This is a genomic window from uncultured Fibrella sp., assembly GCF_964250085.1.
Taxonomy (GTDB): domain Bacteria; phylum Bacteroidota; class Bacteroidia; order Cytophagales; family Spirosomataceae; genus Fibrella.
Genome location: NZ_CAXUEC010000001.1, coordinates 211,278 through 236,593, shown reverse-complemented (window position 1 = coordinate 236,593; position 25,316 = coordinate 211,278). Strand labels below are relative to the sequence as shown.

Annotated in this window: 16 protein-coding genes; 5 read left to right on the top strand and 11 right to left on the bottom strand. The window is 52.5% G+C overall.

Going from position 1 to position 25,316, the window contains the following annotated elements; all coding sequences use genetic code 11:
• Window positions 1-38: 38 nt before the first annotated feature.
• Window positions 39-674: a hypothetical protein gene (locus ACFE8Q_RS00900; protein ID WP_375443465.1), complete on the bottom strand. Its 636-nt coding sequence runs from the start codon at window positions 672-674 to the stop codon at window positions 39-41.
• Window positions 675-939: 265 nt separating this feature from the next.
• Here ACFE8Q_RS00900 and ACFE8Q_RS00895 point away from each other — a divergent pair, with 265 nt between their 5' ends.
• Window positions 940-3,117: an ATP-binding protein gene (locus ACFE8Q_RS00895; RefSeq protein ID WP_375443464.1), complete on the top strand. Its 2,178-nt coding sequence runs from the start codon at window positions 940-942 to the stop codon at window positions 3,115-3,117.
• Window positions 3,118-3,165: 48 nt separating this feature from the next.
• Here ACFE8Q_RS00895 and ACFE8Q_RS00890 read toward each other — a convergent pair whose 3' ends face one another.
• Window positions 3,166-4,248 (bottom strand): mannose-1-phosphate guanylyltransferase, encoded by a 1,083-nt coding sequence (locus ACFE8Q_RS00890; RefSeq protein WP_375443463.1) that lies wholly within the window; start codon window positions 4,246-4,248, stop codon window positions 3,166-3,168.
• Between the two features lie 332 nt (window positions 4,249-4,580).
• On the opposite strand from ACFE8Q_RS00890, the gene ACFE8Q_RS00885 reads away from it, so the two are divergent.
• Window positions 4,581-7,643: a carboxypeptidase-like regulatory domain-containing protein gene (locus tag ACFE8Q_RS00885; RefSeq protein ID WP_375443462.1), complete on the top strand. Its 3,063-nt coding sequence runs from the start codon at window positions 4,581-4,583 to the stop codon at window positions 7,641-7,643.
• A 244-nt stretch (window positions 7,644-7,887) separates the two neighbouring features.
• On the top strand, window positions 7,888-9,846 hold the full coding sequence (locus ACFE8Q_RS00880; protein ID WP_375443461.1) for a T9SS type A sorting domain-containing protein: 1,959 nt from the start codon (window positions 7,888-7,890) through the stop codon (window positions 9,844-9,846).
• Between the two features lie 38 nt (window positions 9,847-9,884).
• On the opposite strand, the gene upp is transcribed toward ACFE8Q_RS00880, so the two are convergent.
• The gene (upp, locus tag ACFE8Q_RS00875) at window positions 9,885-10,538 is read right to left on the bottom strand and encodes a uracil phosphoribosyltransferase (RefSeq protein WP_375443460.1); all 654 of its coding nucleotides are present in this window, start codon (window positions 10,536-10,538) and stop codon (window positions 9,885-9,887) included.
• Window positions 10,539-10,666: 128 nt separating this feature from the next.
• Here upp and ACFE8Q_RS00870 point away from each other — a divergent pair, with 128 nt between their 5' ends.
• Together ACFE8Q_RS00870 and lpcA are read left to right on the top strand one after the other, a co-directional pair.
• Window positions 10,667-12,433 (top strand): hypothetical protein, encoded by a 1,767-nt coding sequence (locus ACFE8Q_RS00870; protein WP_375443459.1) that lies wholly within the window; start codon window positions 10,667-10,669, stop codon window positions 12,431-12,433.
• Window positions 12,434-12,496: 63 nt separating this feature from the next.
• Complete coding sequence (lpcA, locus tag ACFE8Q_RS00865; protein ID WP_375443458.1) at window positions 12,497-13,075, top strand: D-sedoheptulose 7-phosphate isomerase; 579 nt, start codon at window positions 12,497-12,499, stop codon at window positions 13,073-13,075.
• Window positions 13,076-13,080: 5 nt separating this feature from the next.
• Here lpcA and ACFE8Q_RS00860 read toward each other — a convergent pair whose 3' ends face one another.
• From ACFE8Q_RS00860 to ACFE8Q_RS00825, 8 genes are all read right to left on the bottom strand, one after another.
• Window positions 13,081-13,914 carry a hypothetical protein gene (locus ACFE8Q_RS00860; protein ID WP_375443457.1) on the bottom strand — a complete coding sequence of 278 codons (834 nt, stop codon included), beginning with the start codon at window positions 13,912-13,914 and terminating at the stop codon, window positions 13,081-13,083.
• Window positions 13,915-14,001: 87 nt separating this feature from the next.
• Complete coding sequence (locus tag ACFE8Q_RS00855) at window positions 14,002-15,060, bottom strand: phosphotransferase family protein (protein WP_375443456.1); 1,059 nt, start codon at window positions 15,058-15,060, stop codon at window positions 14,002-14,004.
• A 184-nt stretch (window positions 15,061-15,244) separates the two neighbouring features.
• A complete protein-coding gene (locus tag ACFE8Q_RS00850; RefSeq protein ID WP_375443455.1) occupies window positions 15,245-16,474 on the bottom strand; it encodes an acyl-CoA dehydrogenase family protein in 1,230 nt (409 codons plus the stop codon).
• A 397-nt stretch (window positions 16,475-16,871) separates the two neighbouring features.
• Window positions 16,872-20,306, bottom strand: a complete 3,435-nt coding sequence (locus tag ACFE8Q_RS00845; protein WP_375443454.1) for an efflux RND transporter permease subunit — start codon at window positions 20,304-20,306, stop codon at window positions 16,872-16,874.
• Window positions 20,307-20,446: 140 nt separating this feature from the next.
• Window positions 20,447-21,580 (bottom strand): efflux RND transporter periplasmic adaptor subunit, encoded by a 1,134-nt coding sequence (locus ACFE8Q_RS00840; RefSeq protein ID WP_375443453.1) that lies wholly within the window; start codon window positions 21,578-21,580, stop codon window positions 20,447-20,449.
• A gap of 91 nt (window positions 21,581-21,671) precedes the next feature.
• Complete coding sequence (locus tag ACFE8Q_RS00835; protein WP_375443452.1) at window positions 21,672-23,369, bottom strand: TolC family protein; 1,698 nt, start codon at window positions 23,367-23,369, stop codon at window positions 21,672-21,674.
• Between the two features lie 13 nt (window positions 23,370-23,382).
• A complete protein-coding gene (locus tag ACFE8Q_RS00830; protein ID WP_375443451.1) occupies window positions 23,383-24,018 on the bottom strand; it encodes a TetR/AcrR family transcriptional regulator in 636 nt (211 codons plus the stop codon).
• Between the two features lie 217 nt (window positions 24,019-24,235).
• Window positions 24,236-24,934, bottom strand: a complete 699-nt coding sequence (locus ACFE8Q_RS00825; protein ID WP_375443450.1) for a hypothetical protein — start codon at window positions 24,932-24,934, stop codon at window positions 24,236-24,238.
• Between the last annotated feature and the right edge of the window lie 382 nt (window positions 24,935-25,316).

Here is a 25,316-nt window from a genome sequence, read left to right as displayed (position 1 = left end):
TGGCGATATGGCGTAACTGGCATACACTGTATTCCTTCTCATAGCGCTTTTTTCTGAGCGGCCACTTTCTCTTCTTCGAGCCGTTTCACCTGCTCCACAATCTCTTCGGGCGACACGTACAGGCGGGCGATCTTATCTTTGTAGGCCTGCGGCAGCTCGGCATGGTCGAGGATAAACCGCTTTGTTTCAATCAGGTAGTGGCCCAATCCGTGCTGTACGGCATACTGATCAGCCAGTTGCTCTACTTTTTTCACGTAGGCAGAAGACAGCACGTACCCAAGACCGAACCCAACCATACCCATATTGCTGCGCTGTTGGTAGTCCATGATATGCCCCAGTTCGTGACCGATCCAGCCGATCATGATGGCGTCGGGCAACTGATGAATGGGAATAGCCGTATGTGTCAGTTTGAACAGCGCGCTGATATTGATCCGGTACGACCTGTTTTTGCGGCTGTTCAACAGACTGCTGAATACGGGCTGTGCCTGCATGACCGAGGACTTTATAGCCTGTTTGAAGACGAACTGAATCGCTACGTTTTTCAACTCAGGGTAAAACGACAGCGCCATGAGCACATTCCCTTCAATCACCGCAGGAATGATCTTATTCGTCCTGAACTGAGCCAGCTCTGGTGCGATCTCGCCACGTTGAGTGCCTTGTTTCAATGCTGCCATACGGAAGAAGAGGTATCAAAACTCAGGTACGTTCCCGGCACAATACCCGATGGCCGGGTCGGTGGGCCGACGTCAAATTGCACACAGAAGACTTTTTTTAATCAACCTACTACAGATGGTCCCCTTTTTTAAACACACACTTAGTCCATCTTGTTAACTTCTGGTGCTTTCCTTTTAGGCCATAACAGGCAGCCAATAGCTTCTTAAATGACTGTCAGCCTTTATAAACACAGAAAGAGACAAACAGGGAAAGACGCTTTGCACCTTGGAGACGACAACTGCCACAAACGAATACCCTTTTTTGAAAGGCGGGGGCGAAATGGGAGGAATGATCCGACAGTATGACTGGTCGGGCACCTCGATTGGCACACCCGACCAATGGTCGCCGAGTCTGAGCACAACCATAGCACTTGTGCTCCACTCGGCTTTTCCCATGTTCCTGTTCTGGGAAAAAGACCTTATCTGTTTCTATAATGACGCCTTTCGGCCTGGTCTGGGCACTCAGGGAAAGCATCCGGCGCTGGGCAAACCGGGCCGGGAGGTATGGCCGGAACTATGGGGTTTTATTGGCCCGCTCATCGACGGAGTACTCGAAACGGGTGAACCTGTCTGGTATAAAAACCAGTTGATTCCGTTTTTTCAGAATAGCCGACTGGAACATACATACGGAACATTCAGCTATAGCCCGGCGTATAACGACACCGGACAGATAGCTGGGGTACTCATTACCTGCCTGGAAACGGCTAACGCGCCAGCCAGGCAGCGTGATCTGGAGCATAGTGAAAAGCGATACAGGACCCTGATCGAAGAATCGCCGGTTGCAACGGCCGTTTATGCCACCCGCGACTTGATTATAGAAACGGCCAATGACGCCATGATTAAGGTGTGGGGAAAAACCCAGGCCGTAATTGGCATGAAACTGACCGATGCCTTACCAGAGCTTGAAGGCCAACCATTTATTGGCTTGCTCGAGCAGGTGTATAACTCGGGCATCGCTTATCAGTCTGATGAGCAACAGGCTAATCTGGTTGTCGACGGCGTTTTGCAGGCCTACTGGTTCACCTTCACCTATCAGCCATTGCTGAACGAAAAACGGGAAGTGTATGCCATCCTGAACGTGGCTGTCGATGTTACTGAACGGGTTATGGCCCGCAAAAAGATCGAAGAAGCCGAGGCATCGCTACGAGGCGCTGTTGAACTGGCTGAACTGGCCACCTGGAGCCTGGACATTCCGGCCGCTACGTTCCATTATTCGCAACGATTCATGGACTGGCTTGGCTTCTCAGAATCGACCAAGGCGCTGGATGACGCCTATAACCCGCTACCTGAAGAGTACCGCGAATCTGTAGGCGAAGCAATAGAAGCAGCTATCGCCCCAAACTCGTCGGGGATTTATGAGAATGAGCACCCCATCGTTAACCGGCTTACGGGCCAGGTACGTATCATTCATGCGCAGGCGCAGGTATTCCGCGATGCCAACGGCAATCCGGTACACCTAAGCGGTACTGCACGGGATATTACCGACCAACGCAGGGTACAACTCGCGCTGGAACGCCAGGTGAACGAGCGAACCGAAGAACTGGCCGCCGCCATCCGGGACTTGCAGGCGACCAACGAAGAACTGGCCGCCCTCAACGAAGAGTACGCCAGTATCAACGAAGAGTACATAGCCATGAATGAAGACCTGCACGAATCCAACGAGATGCTCATTCGGTCGAATACCAACCTGGAGCGGTTCGCGTATGTGGCCTCGCACGATCTACAGGAGCCTTTGCGGAAAGTACAGCAGTTTGGCAACTTGCTACAGACCCAATACGCCGATCAACTGGGCGATGGTGTGGCTTATCTGGAGCGTATGCAGGCAGCAGCCCTCCGAATGTCGACGTTGATTCGGGATCTGCTCAGTTTCTCACGCATTCTTCCCCGGCAAGACGAACTGGTACTGGTTTCCCTAAACGACGTGGTCAACAGCGTTCTGGCCGACCTCGACATACTGATTCAGGAGACGGGCGCCGTAATCAAGGTCGATCTTTTACCAACCGTATTAGGCGATCCTATGCAGTTGGGGCAGCTCTTTCAAAATTTACTCAGTAATGCGCTGAAATTCCGACAAACAAGCGCTCTCGGCCTTGCGGTGGCTCCACTCGTTCGGATAAGCAACAAGTTGATCATGGCAACCGATCTACCGCCTTCTGTAAGTCCTACCCGAACGGCGGGCGCTTATTACCGGATCTCGGTAGTTGATAATGGCATTGGTTTCGAAGAAAAATACGCCGATCGAATCTTCCAGGTGTTTCAGCGTCTGCATAGTAAAAACGACTATGCCGGCACTGGTATCGGTCTGGCTATCTGCGAGAAAGTGGTATCAAACCACGGTGGAGCCATTGCCGCACACAGCCAACTCGGTCAGGGCGCAACTTTCAACGTGTATTTACCAGTCTGATTCTGTTCACCGTTGCGCTGCTGATCAGCAGCGCAACGGTGAACAGAATCAGACGAACTCATTACCCCGCTCTTTGGCGTCGGCAACGAATTCTTTCACTTTCTGTTCTTCGTCTTTGCGGCAGATCATCAGTACGTTATCATACTCAGCTACAATATAGCCGTCGAGGCCATTCACAACCACGAGCCGGTCTTTGGGCGTCTTGATGATGCAGTTCTTTGTGTCGTAGAGCAGAATGTGCCCATCGATCACGTTCAGGTTTTCGCCCTTATCCGATACTTCATAGAGCGACTTCCACGTACCCAGATCCGACCAGCCAAAGTCGCTCAGGACTACGTACACATTGTCGGCCTTTTCCATGATCCCGTTATCAATCGAGATGCTTTTGCACAACGAATAGGCTTTGTGAATGAAAGCCGTTTCATTGTCGGAATAATACACGTTATCCCCTTCGGCAAATATTTCGGCAATCTCAGGCAGATACTGCTCAAACGCTTTGCGAATAGACTTTGCGTTCCAGACGAAGATACCTGCGTTCCAGACAAACTCGCCACTCTCAACAAATTGCTGGGCTAGTTCGAGATGTGGTTTTTCGGTAAAGGTTTTTACCTTCTTCACGCTACCCCCGGCACCATTGGTCGAGTCGGCCAGGTATTGAATGTAACCGTAGCCTGTGTCGGGGCGGCTGGGCTGGATACCGAGTGTCACCAGCACGTCTTTGCCTTCCGTAGCCGCCAGTGCCGTGCGGATGGTGTCACGGAAGGCTTCTTCTTTCAGAATGATATGATCGGCGGGGGCCACTATAATGTTTGCGTCAGGGTCCTGCTGAAGGATTTTATAGCAGGCATACGCCACGCAGGGGGCCGTATTCCGTGCCACTGGCTCGCAAAGCACCTGATCGTCGGTGAGCTGCGGCAATTGCTGCTGGCAAAGGTCTTTGTACTTATCGCTGGTGACGATGTAGATATTACTGGCCGGGCAAATACCCTCGAAGCGGTCGGCGGTTTGTTGAAGCAGCGTGCGACCGGTGCCCAGCACATCATGAAATTGCTTCGGATAACTCGTACGGCTGAACGGCCAAAAGCGTGTGCCAACGCCGCCTGCCATTATTACAACATATGTGTGATTCATAGTGAACTCGATGTTGCGGCAAAGGTAAGGCAAAGCGGAAAGACGCCTCCGAATTATTAGGCAATGCAACCTATTTATGATAATTATCGCCGTGGAACACCATTTTTAATGTGCCCTGTTCGCTTAATTCGGTATAGTTCAAGCATTAACCCACTGACTTACAGGCAACGAGCTAAAAAAACATTTATGTATGTAACTGTTTGGTAACGAAGCATTTGGACTTAATTTTAATCTGGGTTAGGTAATAATTCTAATATTAAATTGTACACAATCTATGGTATATGTAATTTCGACCGCTAAATAACCACCAGAAACAATCAACAAATTTCTATATGCAGAAACACGTACCTCAAACCGTTTACGCCCTTATCCTGTCCATGCTGCTTCTGTCAATTACGGCGATGGCGCAAACAAGAGTCTCGGGCCGTATCATCGACGCCATCGGGCTACCAATACCCGGGGCCAGCCTGAAAGTGAAAGGCAAAGTGACCGGAACAACCACAGATGTAAAAGGCGACTTCTCGCTCACAACAAATACGCCACCACCGTTTGTACTTGTTATTTCCTCGGTTGGTTTTGCCACGCAGGAAACCACCGTTACTGGTAATACTTCGACCATCAGCGTACGGCTCCAGGAGCAGGCCATGCAAGGTCAGGAGATTGTTGTAGCCGCCTCGCGCGTGGAAGAGAGCGTCATGAAATCGCCCGTAGCGGTGGAAAAAATGGACATCCGGGCCATTCGCGAAACACCTGCTGCCAACTTCTACGACGGTCTGGCCAATGTCAAAGGGGTGGATATGGCTACGCAGGGATTTCTGTTCAAATCGATCAACCTGCGCGGGTTTGGTGCTACTGGTAACCCCCGCACCGTACAAATGATCGACGGAATGGATAACTCGGCTCCCGGCCTGAATTTCCCCGTCGATAACATCGTAGGCATGCCCGAACTGGACGTAGAAAGCGTTGAAATCCTGCCCGGTGCTGCGTCGGCCCTCTACGGTCCCAACGCCATCAATGGCCTGATTCTGATGAGCAGCAAAAGCCCCTTCCTCTACCAGGGTCTGAGTGCCAACGTGAAAACGGGTATCATGAGTGAAAGTAGCCGGACAACCCCCACAACCGGCTTCTACGACGGCTCGATCCGGTATGCCAAAGCATTTAACAACAAGATCGCGTTCAAGCTGAACCTTTCCTACATCAAAGCCAATGACTGGCAGGCCAATAATTATAGCAACCTGAACATCAATGGCCCGCAAGTAGGCCTCAATGATCCGGCTCGTGGCCTGGGTGTTGCCCCAAACTACGACGGCGCAAACGTCTATGGCGACGAAGCCCAGGCCAACCTATTATCGGTTGGCCAAAGTCTGGTTGCTGCTGGCAGGCTCCCGGCGGCGGCGTTGGGCCTGTTGCCAAACCAGAGCGTAAGCCGGACCGGCTACAAAGAGCTTGATCTGGTTGATTATAATACGAAAAGCCTGAAATTCAATGGCGCTGTTCATTACCGGGTAACAGAAAAAGCTGAATTGATTGGTCAATTGAACTACGGTCAGGGAACTACGGTATACACGGGTGCCAGCCGGTATTCATTGCGCAATTTCAGCATCACGCAGGCTAAACTAGAACTGCGGGGTAGCAACTATTCACTACGGGCCTACACCACCCAGGAACGCTCGGGCGACTCCTACGCGGCGGGCCTGGCCAGCATATACATGAATGAAGCCTGGAAGCCCAGCACCCAATGGTTTGGCGAGTACGCTGGTGCTTTTGTGCAGGCACGCAGCGCAGGACAGCCTGTCGATCAGGCATTCGTAACGGCGCGGACCTTCGCCGATAACAACCCGTACACGGCAGGTTTTAATAACGGGGTTCGTCCTGTACCCGGTACAGCAGCCTACGAAACGCTGTACGAAACATACCGCAAAAAACCAATCTCGCAGGGGGGCGGTGCCTTTCTCGACAAATCAAATATGTATCATGCGGAAGGGGTGTATAACTTCAAAGACATGATCAAATTCGCGGACATACTGGTGGGTGCCAACGTCCGGCAGTATCAACTCGGTTCAGAAGGCACACTTTTTGCTGATCAGGCAGAAGGTCGGAACGGACGCATCAACATCAATGAATATGGTGCTTTTGCACAGGTAGGTAAAAACCTGCTGAGCGATCACCTGAAAATTACCGGCTCTTTACGGTACGATAAAAACCAAAACTTCGAGGGGCAATTTACGCCGCGTGTCTCGGCCGTCACCACCTTTGGCGATCACAACGTTCGCCTGTCGTACCAGACTGGCTTCCGTATCCCGACAACGCAAAATCAGTACATCGACCTGCAAACGCCCAACGCCCGCCTGATTGGTGGCCTGCCAGAGTTCTACACGCGCTACAAGCTGGATAACTCATACACACTCAGCAATGTACAGGCAGTTGGGGCCGACATCATGAGGTCGCTTGCCGATCCGGCCACCGAAGCCGCAGCCAGGGGATTGATTGCGCAGCAGGTAACGGCTCAGGTAACGAGCGTAATTGCAATGAGTGTAGCCGCAGGAACGATTCCAGCCAGTGTATCAGCGACCGTAATTCAGCAGGGTGTAGCAGCTGCGTTGCCGGGGGCCATCACGGCCAACCTTGATGCGACGAAACAGGGGGTTGCCGTCCTTAACAATTATGGCAAGTTGGTTCCTTACAAGCAACGGGCCTTTAAACCAGAGCGCGTAGCCAACTATGAAATTGGATACCGGGGCATTTTCGGCAAGAAACTCTTCGTTGATGCCTATTATTACTATAGCGTTTATACCGATTTTATTGGTAGCGCGGTGCTAATACAGCCTACTGCTTCAGCGGCTCCCGGTCTGCTCGATCTGAAAAGTGGCGTGTTTGGTGGCAGTACCCGCAAGGCCTATTCGCTCCCGGCCAACAGCAGCCAGGACATTACGGCATCGGGTTGGGCCATTGGGTTGAACTACGCACTGGAGAAAGGGTATGTAATTAGCGGCAACATCTCAAATAACAACCTAAACAACTTTGTTCCGTCTGACGAGGTGCAGTATTCAGGCTTCAATACGCCGAAATACCGCTACAACCTCACGTTCACCAAACGGGCGACCAACGCCTCGAAGATCGGCTTTAGTGTGAACTTGAAACATCAGGATCAGTTCGTCTGGGAATCGAGCATTGTGCAGCCATCCGAAGCGAGTGTAACGCCATTCAACAACACAATAGTGCCAGCCATTGATAACCTGGATGCCCAAGTGAGCTACAAGCTGACCAGCATCAAGTCGATTGTGAAGGTAGGCGGCACCAATATCCTGGGCACACCTTACTTCCAAGCATACGGTAGCTCAACCGTTGGTTCAATGTTCTACATAGGTTTAACCTTTGATGAACTGATGCGCTAAACCGACCAAGACGCATTCATTACGCTTTATCTAGAGGGGGCGTTGCCGATGAACTAGCTGTTCATTGGCAGCGCCCCCTCTCATTTTACGGACCGTAGGATAGCATGGCTGCGGGTTGTTTTCTTATCTTCGTTCCTGGCGTCGATTTTGTGGAAATCTTGTAATGATGGCGAACCGTTTACTTACTCTGTTTATCCTCCTGTTGGCTATACTTGATCCATGTAAGGCGCAGGTAGTTACAGACATGTCGACTAATTTTACATGGGTAACCACCCTACCCGCCGAACCGCTGGCGGTAGTCGCCGATGGGCCGCGCGGTGCCTACGTTCTTACCAAAGGCAACACATTGATCCTGCTCGACAACAAAGGCCGTGAGCGCTGGAAACAGACGTTTTCTACCTGGCCAACGATCCAGCGTCTTGCCATCACGCCCACGGGAAACCTAGTTATAGCCGGAGCTTTTTCCGGGCAGTTTACCGTTGGCGACTCTACCTACCGCCTCGACAACGCTTTTCAGAGTAGTACGTTTATTGCCGAGTTCGACAGCACCCATACACAACGCTGGCTGACGTATGTACTTACGCCGAAAGGGCTGATGAGCCAGCCGGTAAGCCTGGCTATCGATGCAACGGGAACGGTGATGGCTTTTGGCCGACAGGCCGGTACGGGGGTTCCATTTCTTTGTACCTTCGATGCAGATGGCCGCTTTGCCAGTGCCAATGTATTTGGTTTTCCCACCATACCTGCTCCAGAAGCAGTTGTGGTGGCTGCAGATTCGAAAGGTGCTGCCCGAATGGCCATTACCGAACGTACTCGGAGCGGATCGTTTGGGGTGCTGGTTGCGGCCAACGAAGATGACACTCAGTGGCGAACGTACCTGTACGAAGCACTGGGCAACAACGCAACCAGAAATTACGATACAACGCCTGTAGATATAGCCCTCGACAAAGACGATAACCTGCTGGTTTTGAGCAATTATACCCTCATCGACAGAACGCTGGGTATTCCCATTGAAAACGGTCAGGTGCTACTTCGATACGATGCTACCGGCCACAATCAATGGCTCAGGACTGGTGTGTCCCGCCTTGATTCGGCTGTGGCTACCGGCGTGCTGGCCGATCAGAGCGGAGCATTTATTGCGCATGGCGGCTACGATGGCCCCTACGACCAGTCGACTAACCAGTATGGCACATCCGACTATAGTAGTCTGGCCAGCTATTCCCCTGCTGGCACCCTGCGCTGGTCGACACGACTGAACGCCCCAACCGGTACTGATCGCCTCGTTGATGTGGCCCGCGCCGAAAACGGTGCGCTCCTGCTATTGGGTAAAACAACGGGAATGCTGCCACTGGGTACGTTGTCGGTGACAGGTACGTCGGCAGCACCGGCCTATTTCCTAGCGCAGTTGCAACCGTTTGTGCTTCGCCCGGCTTCAGTTTCGGCGGTCCTTTGTGCAGGTAGTAGTGTTCCGCTGAGCGGTACGTATACCGGTTATTTTGAGCAGGGGCCTGTTCTTCAACTGTCTGATGCGCAGGGAAATTTCAACAACTCCCAAACAGTTGGTAACATACCTATTGGCGTAACGGGTGCGCCGTTCAATGCAACCAATTTTGTGGTTACCGTACCCCTGCCCGGCACGATGGCTGCTGGCACTGGCTACCGGTTACGGGCCGCCTCTGCACTGCCCGCTTATACAGGCGATCCGCTGGCGGTTACGGTAGGCGTGGCACCAGCTATACCAGCCGTGGTACAGGCGGGCGAAGAGCTAGTCGTCAGCACTAGTGCGTCGTCGGGGGTAACGTATCAATGGTATACTAATTCCCGCCAGCCGGTGGCAGGTGCCACTAGTCCACGGTTCAGGCCAAACGGCGTGGGTGCCTACTACGTGGTCGCGGTATCGGGGGGGTGTTCATCGTTGCCATCTGAAGCGCTGAACTACATTATCACAGCCACAGAACCGGTCGCCAGCGCAATTACGGTTTACCCCAACCCGGCCACAGATCGCCTCTGGGTACGTTGGCTAAACGAAAACGTTGATGGCCAACTCGAACTAGCCGACCTGACAGGACGGATTGTACGACGGCAAGCTAAAACGGGTGACGTTACCGAAATCACGGTCAGCGAGCTATCAACGGGCATCTACCTTCTGTCTCTCTACGCCAGCGGCCAGCCCACGCAGGTACATAAGGTGCTTGTGAAATAAGTTGGGGGTAAACCGCAAAGCAACTGACACGTTACCCGCTAAATCTTCTCGCCGAAGGATAGATCACCGGCATCGCCGAGGCCGGGAACGATGTAGTAATGATCGTTGAGGTGACTATCTATGGCTCCGAGCCAGAGCCGGCACTGCGGGAGTTGCTGCTGAACGTACCTGACCCCCTCCGGACTGGCGATCGCCGCCGCAATATGGGTCTGCGCGGGCACCCCGAAGCGAAGCATGGTATGGTACACCTTCTCCAGCGACCGCCCCGTGGCCAGCATCGGGTCAATCAGAATCAGCGTGCGACCGCTCAAGTCTGGCCCGCTGACGTATTCCATTTCAATATCGAACTCGTTGTCATCATCGCCCGGGCGGGCTACGCGGCGGTAGGCTCCGGCAAAGGCATTGTCGGCCCGGTCAAACACATTCAGGAAGCCCTGATGAAACGGTAAACCAGCGCGCAGGATCGTTGCCAGAACAGGCTGTTGCAGCAGCGTTTGACTGGCTGCCATCGCCAGTGGTGTTTGCACGTTGCCATTTTGGTAAGCCAGCGTCCGCGAGATTTCATAGGCCATTAGCCCACCGAGTCGTTCCAGATTATGGCGAAAACGCAGCCGGTCAGTTTGTGCCTGTGCGTCACGAAGTTCGGCGAGGTATTGGTTGGCAATAGAGGGGTGCTGGGCAAATACAAACATACGGTTGTACTAATTGTCGCTAAGTTTCCGTGTAATTTAGCTGCCCAGATCACGTAATGCCAACACAAACGGCTATTTTTCGCTACATGGCCTCTTGCCTTGCACTGCCTTCCTTTGCTGAGTCCTCTATGCGCTGCTTATTCGTTCTATTTTACCTGCTTATTTCGCTGACCGTTCGGGCTCAGAGTCCGTACATTCCACTAAACCAGGACCAGTATCATCTCATCGATCGGTACGAGATTCGGCAGGGCCGTTGGGCCGACAATTTTCACAGCACCGTGAAGCCCTACAACCGGCAGGCCGTCATGCAGTTGATCGATACCCTGCAAAACGACCCTGACGGGGTGAGTCTGTCGCCAACAGATAAATTCAATATCGATTACCTCCGCGCCGACAGTTGGGAGTGGGCCAGCCCGCAACCCGTGCGTGCGATGTTCCCGCCCGTTTCGGTCGCTTTCGGTCGCTCCTCCGATTCGTCGGCTACCCAGCCGGTCATTCTACGCTACGAAGAGCCGGGCAACAGCGAGAAGCCGTTGCTGGGCTATTTTTACCGGAAGAAAAACGACTTTTATAGTATTAAAAACGACGATTTTGACCTCCACATCAGCCCGGTTCTTAGCATCGGATACGGGCGTGATCAGGCCTTAACAACGGCCCTGACTACCAACACCCGCGGCGTTGAAATTCGCGGCAGCATCGGTCGGCGACTGGGTTTTTACACATTCGTGGCCGATAATCAGATCTATTACCCAAAATACATTCAGGACTACGGGCAGCTCTACAAACTCAATACAGGCGGTGGTTTTGCTCCGGGGCAGGGCGTTGCCAAGCTTTTCAACGGATCGGCCGACTTTATCGAAGCCAGAGGTTACATTACCTTCAACGCACTGAAAATCATAAACATACAGTTTGGTCACGACCGTAATTTCTTCGGAAATGGAATTCGCTCTTTACTGTTATCAGACAACGCCGCGTCGACCCTGTTTTTGAAATTCCAGACCCGGTTTGGTAAGCGCTTCCTGTACACGAACCTGTTTACGGAGTTGCAGAATGGCGAAGTAATTCTGGATGGCAGTAACTTTTTCCCGCAGAAATTCACGGCAATGCACCACCTGAGCATCAACCTGAGCAAGCGGGTGAATATCGGCCTGTTCGAATCGGAAATATACAGCCGCGATAAATTCGACATCAATTACCTGAACCCGGTTATCTTCTACAGGTACGTTGAGTCGGCCCGAGGCAGCGGCGATAACGCCTTTGTTGGGTTAGATTTTAAAGTGAATGCCGCCAATCATTTTCTGCTCTACGGCCAGTTGATGCTCGATGAATTTCTGATCAAGGAACTGCGGGCTGCTAATGGATCCTGGACCAACAAGTTTGCGGTTCAGGCCGGGGCGAAGTATATCGATGTGCTCGGTATCCCAAACCTTGATTTGCAGGGAGAATTTAACATAGCCCGCCCCTATACCTACGCCCACAAATCGGGACAGACCAACTACACGCACTATAACCAGCCATTGGCCCACCCACTGGGAGCCAATTTTATGGAAGGCATCGGCATCGTCCGCTATCAGTATAAGCGTATGACTGTTAATGGAACATTCAGCGTGATGATGAAAGGCACTGATCCCCCCGGACGCAATTACGGGGGAAATCCACTCAAAGATTACGAAGAGCGCCTTCGCGATTATGGTAATTTCGTGGGGCAGGGCCGACAAACGATTATCAACTATGCCGACTTGCGCCTGACCTATATGCTGAAGCATAACTTCTTTCTGGAAGGCCGCTACCTGAATCGCATGCAGGACAGTCAGTACATCCCCGACAGTTATAACACGACGGTTGCCACCTTCGCCATCCGCTGGAACGCTCCTTATCGAAGCTGGATGTTTTAGTGGTTTGTTGTTCGTGGTCCGTTGATACGCCACTACAAACCTCAAACAACAAACGTCAGACAAATGAACGATATTATCATCAACGAACTGTCCGAAGCACGGTTGGTTCTGGACACTTTCATGGCCGACCCAGCCAACATACAGGCCATTGCTAACGCGGCTCAGGTAATGGCCAACGCGCTGCAAAACGGCCGAAAAATTATTTCCTGCGGCAATGGTGGCTCCCATTGCGACGCCATGCACTTCGCCGAAGAACTGTCGGGCCGGTACCGTGGCGATCGCCGTTCACTAGCTGCACTGTGCGTTTCCGACCCTAGTCATATGTCCTGCGTAAGCAACGATTACGGGTACGAATCGGTGTTTTCACGCTTTGTCGAAGGCCTCGGCAACGAGGGCGACGTACTCATGGGCATTAGCACCAGCGGCAATTCGGGCAATATCATCCGCGCTGTCGACGCGGCCCGCGCCAGGGGAATGAAGGTTGTGTTGCTGACGGGAAAAGATGGCGGTAAACTCGCCAACGCGGCCGACGTTGAGATCCGGGTGCCGCACTTCGGCTATGCCGACCGCATTCAGGAAGTCCACATCAAGGTTATTCACCTGTTTATTCTGCTCATCGAGAAGCAGTTAGGGCTGTCTTAGCTAGCCTATCTGGGGGCCGGATCAAGTGTACCGGCTGAGCTGTATGAATTGGGCGAGTAGTGAATGAAGAACGCATCAGATCGGAAATAAGGAAATGATTTGAGCGTACTCAGATTATTGTTTTTGAACTCGTAATCATAGAAGCTTCCCCCCGTAAGCTGTTGGAAAGGCATCACTTTCACCCCCGAGGCCCAGAACTTGTTATCTAACACAAATTCGCTCCTGAAGTCCTTATCGGTCGATAACGTCAGGTAATTGCGAAACTGTAGGGGCGAGGTATCGACCGTATACTGATAGGTCTGCACGTCGACCGGTTTTCTTCTGGATAAATCAGTAGACGCCACTTTCTCGGTCAGGTACTGACCCGGCAGAATTAGCGCAGAGCCTGGTACCAGCACAAACTGGTCTTTTTCTATTTTCGTACCGGGCGGGATAAAGTCAACCGCGTTTTCTTTGTTAACGCTGCCTGTCAGGCTCACGGATGTACTGCTCGACGTACGCAGGTAACGGCCGTAACCACTTGTATAAGCGGTTCCAGTCAGATTGATCGACGAGGCATCATACCAGTAATCCAGCTTTTTCTGACCGATAATAAACGACGAACGTTTCCAGTCAATGTAGAGCGGGCGGGCCAGTTTATTCTCGATGCTGAAGTGAACCGTACCGCCTTCGCTGAAAAACTGGTAGCTGAGACGCAGCGTATCTGTCTCGTAAACGAATCCTTTTTCTGGCGCTGCCTGTAACGTACTACTGAGCGTTACCAGTTGCGATTTATTGGGCGGTAAAGCGCAGCCGCTGAGCATTGCCAACGCAGCAATGATCGGTATCATAGTTTTCATAACAGACGAGTTTTTGCTTTTAAATATAGGCAAAGTCCATCTTTGATACCCGAGTTAGTATCTAGTTTAACATACACGCAAACTAGCTCACAGTCTTCCCGTTTCCACTGCTTTCACGCCAACCGTAGACAGGGCCTGTACCCCGGTCAGCAAACCGGCAAAGCGTTCGTCGTTGGTCAGGCCCTGTTTGTAGCGGCCATAGATCTGCTGAATGACTACGGCATTTTTAAAGAGACCGAAGACGTAGTAGTACAGGATATGTGAGAGGTCGCGTACCGACTGTTCGGCGTACCGATCGGCAAATTCGCGGCGGGTCAGGTTACCAGGCAACCACGTCAGATTGAACGACTTCCGAAACGGATCGTCAGCCGCCTCGGCCCAGTACGATAAGGACGTACCCACATCCATCAACGGATCACCAACCGTACACATTTCCCAGTCGAGAACGGCTCTGATTGGGTCACCAGTCAGATCATCCGGGTTTAGCACCACGTTATCGTACTTGAAATCATTGTGCAGCAGCGTAACATCGGAGTTTTGCGAAGGCAGGTTGTCAATCAGGTAACGGGCTAGTTCGGTCATTGCGGCTATCTCGTCGGTTTGTGAGGCCAGATAGCGCTTGTGCCACCCCTCAATCTGCCGCTGAACGTACCCATCCGGCTTACCTAACTGAATCAGGCTGGGCTGAACAGGCAGCGCGTGTAACGCGACCAGCGTATCGACCAAGGCCGTCGACAGGGCATGCATCGTTGCTGCTGGTAACCCCAATTTCGGTGCCGACTGAGCACGCAGAATCACACCCGGCACCCGCTCCATCACGTAGAATGGACAACCCAGTACGCTCTCGTCCTCGCAATAGGCCACCGGAGCGGGAATTTTGCCATACCCCACATCGCGCAGCAGCGATAACACCCGGAACTCACGCCCCATATCGTGCCCGCCTTTAATCGCCTTCGCTCCCACCGGCGGCCGGCGAAGCACGTACTCGCATTCGTCAATCATAATCAGGTACGTTAGGTTGGAATACCCACCCGGAAACTGACTAACGCTGGTAATCGGCCCAAGGCCCAAGTACGTTGCCAGCGCAGGTACGTTGAGTTCTTCCCCCGCCCGCACGGGCCGAGCACTGTCTTGTTTAACGTCCATTATCGCTGATATGTAGGGGCGACCCATCGTGGCTGCCTGCTTTCGGGCGCAACAGCGACCGCAGATAGAGCAAATGTAAAATCGTAGATAAGAAAGACCATTTTCAACTATACTATACTAACTTCCTGTCAGCGGTCGCTGTTGCGCCCGAGAGCGGGCAGGCACGATGGCCTGCCCCTACATATCAACCTACTACTTGTTTGGCCTTGCGGGTGTCGAGGCCGTAGCCTTTCAGGATGCTGCGGGCGAGGGCCGTTTTATGCACTTCGTCGGCACCGTCGTAAATGCGGGCACCGCGTTCGTGGCGGTAATACCAGGCCAGTAACACATCGTCGGTGATGCCTGCCGCGCCAAACGTTTGGATAGCCCGATCCACTACGCGCAGCATCATGTTGGCCACGTAGAATTTGATGGTCGATATCTCGTTGCGAACGGCGGCGGCTCCCTGTTCGTCGATGTTGCGGGCGGTACGCAACACCATCAGGCGCGAGGCGTCGATTTCGGCGCGGCTTTCGGCAATGAATCCCTGAATAAACTGTTTTTCGCCCAGCATCACGCCCGGTTCCATTTCGCGGGTAGCGGCGCGGCGGCACATCAGATCGAACGAGCGTTCGGCAATGCCGATCCAGCGCATGCAGTGGTGAATACGGCCCGGCCCGAGGCGCTCCTGCGCGAGTGTGAAGCCCATCCCTTCGCCCCCAATCAGGTTGGCAGTGGGTACGCGGCAATTGGTGTAACGTACCTCGGCGTGGCTGCCCCAGTGGTCAGACCCGTCGCCCATGATGCTGATGTTCCGAACGAGTTCAAAACCGGGATTATCGGTTGGTACCAGAATCATGCTGGCGCGGCGGTGCGGCGCGGCATCAGGATTGGTAACGGCCATAACAATGGCAAAAGACGATCCATCGGCCGACGACGTAAACCATTTATGGCCGTTGATCACCCAATCGTCACCCTCGCGCTCGGCCAACGTACCCAGTTGCGTAGGGTTCGACCCGGCAAATTCGGGTTCGGTCATGGAGAAGCACGAGCGTATATGGCCCTCTTTCAGCGGTTCCAGGTACGTTCGTTTCAGATGCTCCGGCGCGTATTTATGCATCAGCTCCATATTGCCAATGTCGGGAGCCTGGCAATTGAACGTGTAATGCCCAAATGGACTATAGGCCAGCACCTCGCTTACCTGCCCGAATTCGCAGAGCGACAGCCCCAGACCACCCTCTTCAACACTGTGTTGCAAGCCCCACAAACCCGCTTTCTTGACCAGTTCGCGTTTCTGATCAAGAATGGCGGCCACCTTTGAAAAGTTACCCGTCAGGTGCTCAGCCGTTTCGAGCGGAATGATTTCGTTTTCTATGAATGCGCGGATGCGGGGAATCAGCTCGCGGGTATGATCGGTAGCAAAAATAGGCTCCATGACATGTAGTTTGTTGGTTGACTCGTACTATCAAAGCTACAGAAAAGAAGCCAGTTGTCAGGGCTACCCTCTCATTTCCTGAACTGCTCACTGGCTTCTCCTCCAAGCACCAGAGTAATAACCAATAGCCCGCCCGTCAAGGCAACGAATGGATAAAGCAACTACTGGTTATGAGCCACGTAAGCCCAGCCTGTAGTAATCAGGCAATACACAAAGGCGATAAAAACCAGTACGGTCGTTATGACCCATGTTGGCAGACGTCACGTCAAATGGATTCCCAAGTAAAGACGGACAAGCTATTTATTTCCCGAAACAGCTCTCTGTAAATCTATTTAATACAGCAAAGGCCCGCCGCGAGAAATCGCGGCGGGCCTTTGCATGTACATCAGGTACGTTCCTACACTTCGGCGGGCTCCTCCTGATGGGCAGGCTGGGCAATGGCGTTGCCTTTGCGGAACCACTTGTCGCGGACACGCTCGTTGATCCAGTAGAGACAGGGTACCATGACCAGTGTCAGCACCGTCGAGAACGTCAGGCCGTAGATGATAGTCCAGGCCAGGATATTCCAGAACACCGATGAGTCACCACCAATGACCACGTGCGGATCGAAATCGCGGAAGAGGCCCACGAAATCGACCGTCAGGCCGAAGGCAAGGGGCACCAGACCAAGAACAGCCGCCGCCGCGGTCAGCAACACGGGCGTTAAACGCGTACCACCCGCTTCAATAATGGCTTCCCGTGTTGGCACGCCACGTCCGCGCAATTCTTCGATGAATTCGATGAGCAGAATACCGTTTTTCACCACAATACCGGCCAGGGCGATGATACCCACACCCGACATGATGACCGAGAACGATTTGCCCGTGATCATGAAGCCAAGGAACACACCGATCAACGACAGCAGAATGGTAGTGAAGATGATAAATGGCTTGATGACCGAGTTGAACTGCGTGGCCAGAATCAGGTAGATCATCAGAATGGCAATGCCGAACGCCGACACCAGGAAGTTCATCGACTCTTTCTGATCTTCCTGCTCACCACCCATCCTGATCGTGTAGCCGTTGGGTACGTCAAGGTCATTCACAATCTGCTGAATCTGACCCACAATCTGGTTGGCGTTATAGCCCGTCACCACATCGGAACTGAGCGTGACAAGACGGCTCTGATTCTTACGGTTGATCTGGCTAAACGTGGTCGAGTACTGAATATCAACCACCGACGACAGGGGCACCTGACGCAACGCACCGCCTGAGTTCATATCGCGGTACACGATATTCTGGCTCAACAGGCGCTCGATCTGGCTCCGGTTGTCTTTTTGCAGACGAACCATGATCGGATATTCATCTTTCGCATCGCGGAACTTCGATACTTCCGTGCCAAACAGAGCGGTACGTACCGCAAACGCTACCTGCTGCGATGAAATACCTTCCCGTTCTGCTTTGTCGCGATTGATGTTAAGAACGATCTCGGGCTTATTGGTCACCAGATCGGATTTTAACTGCTCGATACCCTCGATACCCGCCTGCTGAATCCGCTGACGTACCTGCTGCTCCAGTTTCTGAAGCTGAACAAAGTCATCGCCGGCAATTTCAACCGAAATAGGCTTGCCCGTTGGTGGTCCGTTGCTTTCGCGCTGTACCGAAATGTTGGTACCCGGAATGCCCTGCATGGCGATACGCACCTTGTTCAGCAGCGTATCCGTCGAAATGCCTTCCCGCTCTTCGTTACCTTTGAACGCGATGGTCACTTTCGATTTCTGCGGTGTAGCGTTCCGGTCGGGGTTTTGTGGATCACCCGCGTTTTTACCTACGTTTGATATTACCGAGTTGACCGTACCCTTTGCCTTGTTTTCTTCCAGCACTTTGTACACCCGTTTCTCAATCACCTTCGTCACCGAATCGGTCACGCGGGCGTCGGTACCCTGGGGCAACTCATTATATACGTAAATGTAATCAGGCTCGCCACTCGGGAAGAAAATCACTTTTGGCGGGAAAACGCCCAGCAGCAGGAACGTGGTGATCAGCAGACCAAAGGCCGCCAGTACGACGAATACGGGCCGGTAACCAGTCAACAGGAACGAGATCATCTTCCGGTAGCCGCTCTTCAGACGGGGCAGCAGGCGCTCCTGGAAAGGAAGGATCAACTTTGGCGTCAGCACATAGTGGTTGAATACATATAGTAGTAACCCAACCACAAACAGGTTGCCAACACCCCGATCAACAACGTACCCAATGATAGCCAGCCCGCCTATAATCATCAGCGGCCGTTTGATGGTATCAAAACCCTGGTTGTCTTCATGATGATCATCGTCGTGACGGTTCATGAACGATACCGCAAACACCGGATTGATCACATAGGCTACGAATAGCGAAGCGAAAAGCGTCAGAATAAGCGTCAGAGGCAGAAACTTCATGAACTCACCCACAATACCCGGCCAGAACAGCAGCGGGAAGAAAGGAGCAATGGTTGTTAACGTACCTGAGAATACCGGAATGAATACCTCACCAGCCGCCGCTTTTACAGCTTGCTGAATGGTCCAGCTTCTATTCTCATTGAAGAGTCGGTGCGTGTTTTCGATAACCACAATGGCGTCATCGACCACCAGACCGAGGCCCAACAGGAAGGCAAAGAGCACGATAGTATTCAGCGTGAAAGCCGTTCCCACGATTGGCCCAAGTACGGGCATCAGTACGAAAGCCACCAGCGCCGAGAGTGGCACCGACAGGCCAACGAAGATGGCGTCGCGCACGCCCATAAAGAACATAAGCACAAGTACCACGAAGATGAAGCCCAGTACAACGGTGTTCACCAGGTCATTGACGTTTTCCTTTGTCTTCTCCGACTGATCGGCCGTGATTTTTATGTCGAGGCCTTGTGGAAAACGATCTTCTTTATACTGATCAATCGTTTGCTCGATTTTCTCCGATGCCGACAGCAGGTTGGCCCCCGCCCGTTTGATAACGTTCAGTGTTACGACCGTTTTGTTGTCCAGGCGCGCAAAATCCTGTTGTTCTTCGAAGCTATCCTGCACATCGGCCACGTCGCCAAGGCGTACGGTGGCCCCCGTTCCGGTGCGGATTTGCAGGTTACGAAGCTGGGCTACGTCGGTAAACTCACCCTTTACGCGCAACGTCCGGCGAACGCCATCCACATCCAGGTCACCGCCCGACACGTTGATGTTCTCGCCCTGTACGGCACTCTGAATGTCGAAATAGGTCAGGCCGGTCGATTGCATCCGGGCGAGGTTCACATTGATCTGGATTTCCCGCTTCAACGCACCAACAATATCTACGCGGCTGATCTCAGGCATGGCCTCAATGGCATCCTGCATGTCTTCGGCGTAGTCTTTCAACTGGTTCAGTGAGAAATTGCCGGCCAGGTTGATGTTCATGATCGGAAACTCCGAGAAGTTTACGTCCTGTGCCGTTGGGCCACTATCGAGCTTCTGTGGCAGATCGCGACGCGCCTTATCAATGGCGTCACGCACCCGCTGTAGGGCTTCGGCTACATCGGCATCGGGGTTGAACTCGACGGTGATGAGCGAGAAATCCTGCAATGAGTTCGATTTTACGCGTTTTACGCCCGTAACCGCCTTCAACTGCTTCTCGATCGGCTTGTTGATCGTATTTTCGATATCGGCGGGCGCCGTACCAAAATAGACCGTCTGAATAATGACGGTGGGGACTTTAATGTCCGGGAACTGCTCTTTTGGGAGGTTATTGTAGACGAACAACCCGCCAAACGTAATCAGGAAGGTGAAGATGTAAATCGCCGTCCGATTCTCGACGCACCAGTTGGTGAAGCCAAGGGTTTTATAGTCTGTGAATTTCATAGAAGGGGGTCATTTGCCTGCGGCGTCATTCAGTTGTCATTGTGCTGCGCTGTCATTGATTGTCATTACTGGAAAGGCAAAGAATGACTGTTAATGACAGCGCAGCGTAATGACTACCTAATGACAGCGCAGCATAATGACTAAAAAGAAATAGTTTGTCCGTCTGTCACTTCCTGGTAGCCCTGCGTGATGAGTTGATCACCTGCGCTGAGGCCCTGCGTAATCTCGATCTGGCCGCCGTAGCTCTGCCCCACAACCACTTTTTTGGCGCGGGCAATCTTCTTGTTGCCTTCTGCCACAGCGATATACACCAGTTGGCCGTTCTCCGTATTCTGAATCAGGTTCTGGTTAATCACAATAGCATTCGCCTTCGAGAAGTCATTCACTTTCACCTGAGCCAGCATGTTGGGTTTCAACGTGTTGTCTGACGGAAGCGGAACCTCGATCGTAAACGTCCGGCTCAATGGATCAACCGATGTTGATACAAAACTGATCGGCGCGTTGATCTGCTTGTTGATATCCGGGAAGACAACCTGCACGGCATCACCCCGTTTCACCGTGCCCGCATACGTATCGGCCACTTTGGCAACGACCTTCAACTTCGACAGGTTAACCACCCGGACAATACCCATACCCGGCGCTGCTACCTGACCAACCTTTCCAATCACCTGATCGACAACACCCGAAATGGGGGCCGTTACCGTCGATTGGCCCAACTGTGCTTTAACCGTAGCGATCCGGCGCTCGAGCGATTCTTTGTTGCTCTTGGCTTGCAGATACTGCAGTTCCGTTCCAATCTGCTGTTTCCAGAGATTGCTTTGCTTATCGAAAACCGTATTGGCCAGCGCCAATTGGGTTTGCACCTCCGCCAGCGACTCACGTACAATCTGATCGTCGAGTTTCGCAATCACCTGGCCCTGCTTTACAGGTGTTCCCTCCGTTACATACATGGCCGTAATCACACCGCCCTGCCCTTTCGGAGTTACCTGAACGTTATTCTTCGCATCAACTGACCCTTGGAGTTCCACAAAATGCCGGAACGTACCCGCCGTTACTGGCGACACGGCCACTGCTTTTATCTTCGCTTCTTCGCGTTTTACCGGATCAAGCTTGGTCAGTTCCCCTTCCAATCCTTTAATCTTCGCGCTCAGGTCAGCCTGTTCGCCTTTCAGCTTATCCAGTTCCGCCTTCTTCGTTTGCAGGTCGCTTTTCTTTTCCCCACAAGCTGCCAGCAACGTACCCAGCAGCGCAATAATGATGTATGTGTGTTTCATTTTTTTCTTGAGTTTACTGGTTGCTGTTGCTCCGCTGAAGGGATAGTTCTTACTCGGCAGCCCAACAGAAAACTGTAAACAGTAAACTTTTTTATTGTCCTGTATATAGCCGACCCAATGCTTTGTCCTGATCTACTTTCGAGATGAGAAAATCATAAAGGGAGGCGAAATAATTGGTTTGGGCTTCGCGGAGCGATGTTTCAGCATTGAGCACTTCAATGTTGGAACCAACCCCTTCCTTGTATTTGATGCGGGTGACCCGAACGATTTCCTGGGCCAGATCGCGGTTACGCAGTTGGGTTCGCAGGGTCTGGAAACCGTTGTTGAGCGTAATGCTCGACTGCCGGATTTGCAGATCGATCGAGTTTTTCAGCAGTTCACCGCTATTCTGTGCTTTCTGAAGCGTAATGCGTTTCTGAGCGATCTGGTATTTCTTCAGGAAACCATCGAAAATCGGAATCTGGAGGCTCAGACCAGCCGTTGCGAAGTTGAGCCAGGGCGTAGTCACCATGTCGCCGAGCCGGTTCTTACCATTGTTATACCCGTAGTTAACAAACGCCGAAGCGGTTGGCAAATAGCCTTTTTTCGACAACTCAATGTCCAGTTCAGCCAGTTTTAGCTGCGTTTGCAACGTCGAATATTCGATCCGGCTCTGATACTGGAACGTCGGGTCGGGAGCAATCAACGATTCCAGTTCGGCGAGGTCGCGGTCCTGCAATTGCTCGCTAAGGGTGATCTCATCGTTTACCGTCAGGCCCATCTGGTATTTCAGCAGGGCATAACTAAGTTGAATCAGGTTCTCCACATTTTGCCGATCCGACCGCAGGTTGTTGGCCTGTACTTCGAGCCGCTGCACATCGAGCCGTTCCACAAAGCCCTGCTGGTTCGACGCTTTCGTGTCGCGCAGCAGTGTATCAAGCCGACCAATATTCAGGTCGAGCAGTTTCGACCGCTCGCGGGCTACCAGCACGCCGTAATACGCTTTCGCTACCTGCTCGGCCACCGTTACTTTGGTTGCCTGCGTAGTGCGTTGCGCCAACTCACGGTACGTAGCAGCGGCACGCAGCCCTACATTCAGGCCTGCGCTATAAAGCAACTGGTTCACAGCAACGGTACCATTGGCCGAGTAGTTTACCCCAAACTGCACCGGCACAGCAGGCGCATCAGGCGATGCCTTAGGGTCGAAGAAGTTGGCAGGTAAGAAGGCCCGTTGAATGATGAGGTTATCGGTAAACGAGCCGCTTGCACTTACCTGTGGTAGCGCCGATGCCTTTACCTCCCGAATGCGCGCTTCGGCACTGACCGCATCGAGTTGGCTGTTACGCACGTTGATATTTTGCTTGATCGCAAAATCGATGGCTTCCTGCATCGAGAACCGCTGTCCGTCGCCTTGCTGATTCGATGGTTTCAAACCCATTGGGGCCGGAGCCAACCCTGAATTGAAGGTTGAAATGTTACCCGACTGTAGATTGACCGGCGTAGTCTGAATACCCGCCTGGGTAGTACCTGCAGGCAACGTACCTGGCTGAGATGGGACTGTTGCCTGCCCGTTTGGCGAGATCGAGCCTGTTGCCGCTGGTTGTTGAGCCCCTGGCTGCTGACCGCTGGCGGCGGCTCCGGTTGGTTGTTGCCCCACCGACGGTTGAGTAGGCACCGTACCCGTTGGTGCCCCCGCCGCAGGTACCTGCGCCAGAGACGTACCTGGCGTAGCGGCAACCAGCCAGCCCATTGCCAGCCAGATGGCCGGAACGAAGCGTGGCAGGGTACGTGTGTGTAGCGTATTTTTCATTGTTATGGAAGAATCAGATTGTACTCTTTTTAAGCTTATCAATACTCTGGTTGTAAGCAACGAAGCCAGCATCGGTTAGGATACCACGCACAAAATGGTGCAGCAGTTGATCCTGTAAGGCCATTATATCTTTTGCATGCGGGAATACACGGTCATCAAAGCCAAGCTGGATTAGTTCAACGCGGAGCCGTGCCATCGTTTCCAGGTCTATATCGGCGCGGTAGAGGCCCTGCTCAACGCCCCGTTGCAGGCTGGCCATGATGTCTTTAATAATTCGGTTTTCTTTATGTTCCAGAAACGCAGCCCACGCTTTAGGGTAATAGCGCTGGATGTCAACCAGGAGGCTCGGATTGACCGCATCAGCATGCTGACGCATCATGTCCGATACCAGGATCATCTCCTCTACGGGGTTTTCGGCAATCTCCAGAATCTTATCAACCTCGCAGATCTCATTGGTCAGATGATGACTAACTACGTGATAAACAATATCTTCCTTGTCGGTAAAATGTTGGTAAATCGTTTTTTTCGAAATCCCCAGCCGACGTGCGATGTCATCCATAGTAATCGTGCGCACGCCATATTTCCAAAGCAGTTTTTCTGATTCAGAGAGGATTTTCTCTTTAATATTTCCGGTCACAGGTACGTTCATCTCACCCGGAACTTAGGAAACTCGCAGAAAGTTTGCAGTTTCCTAAGTTTTTTGAAGATTCTTTCTTCAGGCAAAATCTGTCTGCGATTAGTACTATATCAGGTTGATCAGCGTCACCTGTGTGTCTGGAAATAGCACCGCTACAAACGTAAAAAGGGTGACCCCGACGGGTCACCCTTTTTACATATACGGTCTAAACGGCTGACTACGTGCGCGTCTACGCAGCTCGCGAACTGGCAGGCTTACGCAAGGTAGCCGGACGAACACTGCGCGGATTGGCTGCTTCCTCAACCGCCTCGGCCGTAACTGCCCCCATGTGATGCGCCCTCTTCAGCACATAATCAAACGGCAGGTTGAAGTAGTTCGACACCTCGCTCCGGAATGAGTCGGGAAAGCGCGACAGCTTGATGCCAAAGAATTTTTTCATTTCGGCCTCAGGCAACAGCGATGCCAGCGCCACTTTCTCGGCTTCAACCAGCAATTCGCGACGGTTCGGATACAGATGGGCCAAACCAATCGAAGCCGTGAGGATATTCAGGAACAGGTTTTTGTACATGCCCGATAGCTCAGCGGGCAGGATGATCCAGCCCTGCTCCCGGAACAGGGCCGAAAAGCCTGTCAACCCCGGCGTGCCGCGTAATTCGCCGGCAATCAGATCGGTCGGAAACCGTAGGCGGTCGGTGCCAGCCTGTACTTCTTCTTTCTGAAGCCGATAGACAACCGCTTCAACGGGGCTCTTCTGAAACAGCAGATCAGCGGGTAACACCTGCCGACTTTCCCACTGGTCAGTCATACGAACAAAGAGGGCCTCGTTTTGAGGAAGGTTATCGGCGTTGCCTAGGCTGACGAGCATCTGGCGGAAGTTGGCCAGAAAATCAATCTGAAGCTGTGCAGGATGATATTTGGTACGTGCCATAAGCGCAAAAAAGCCGGTTTTCACCACTGCGGTGCCCGGCGTTCATCTGTTTGTTAGTTTACTGAAATAGTAGAGTAAATATAGCCATCATCTGTGAGATTTGCAAGCGCAAACTGCTTCATCAATTGTACTGGCTATCAGAAAAATAGGACACGGGAGCAACGACGGTTTCCCTACCGATTGGGCCCGCCAGCCTACTAAATACGGGTACGTGTTGGCTTATCAGAACAAAGGAGCTAAACAGGCAGTTAGCGAACATACGCTAAAACGACCTGTGGCTGGCAAAAAACAGGGGGCTACCTTGTTTGCGTATCCATCGGTCTGTACTTTTACGCGGTCTTTACGAGGCTACTTTTTCGCTGAAATAAAAGACTTGTTTTGT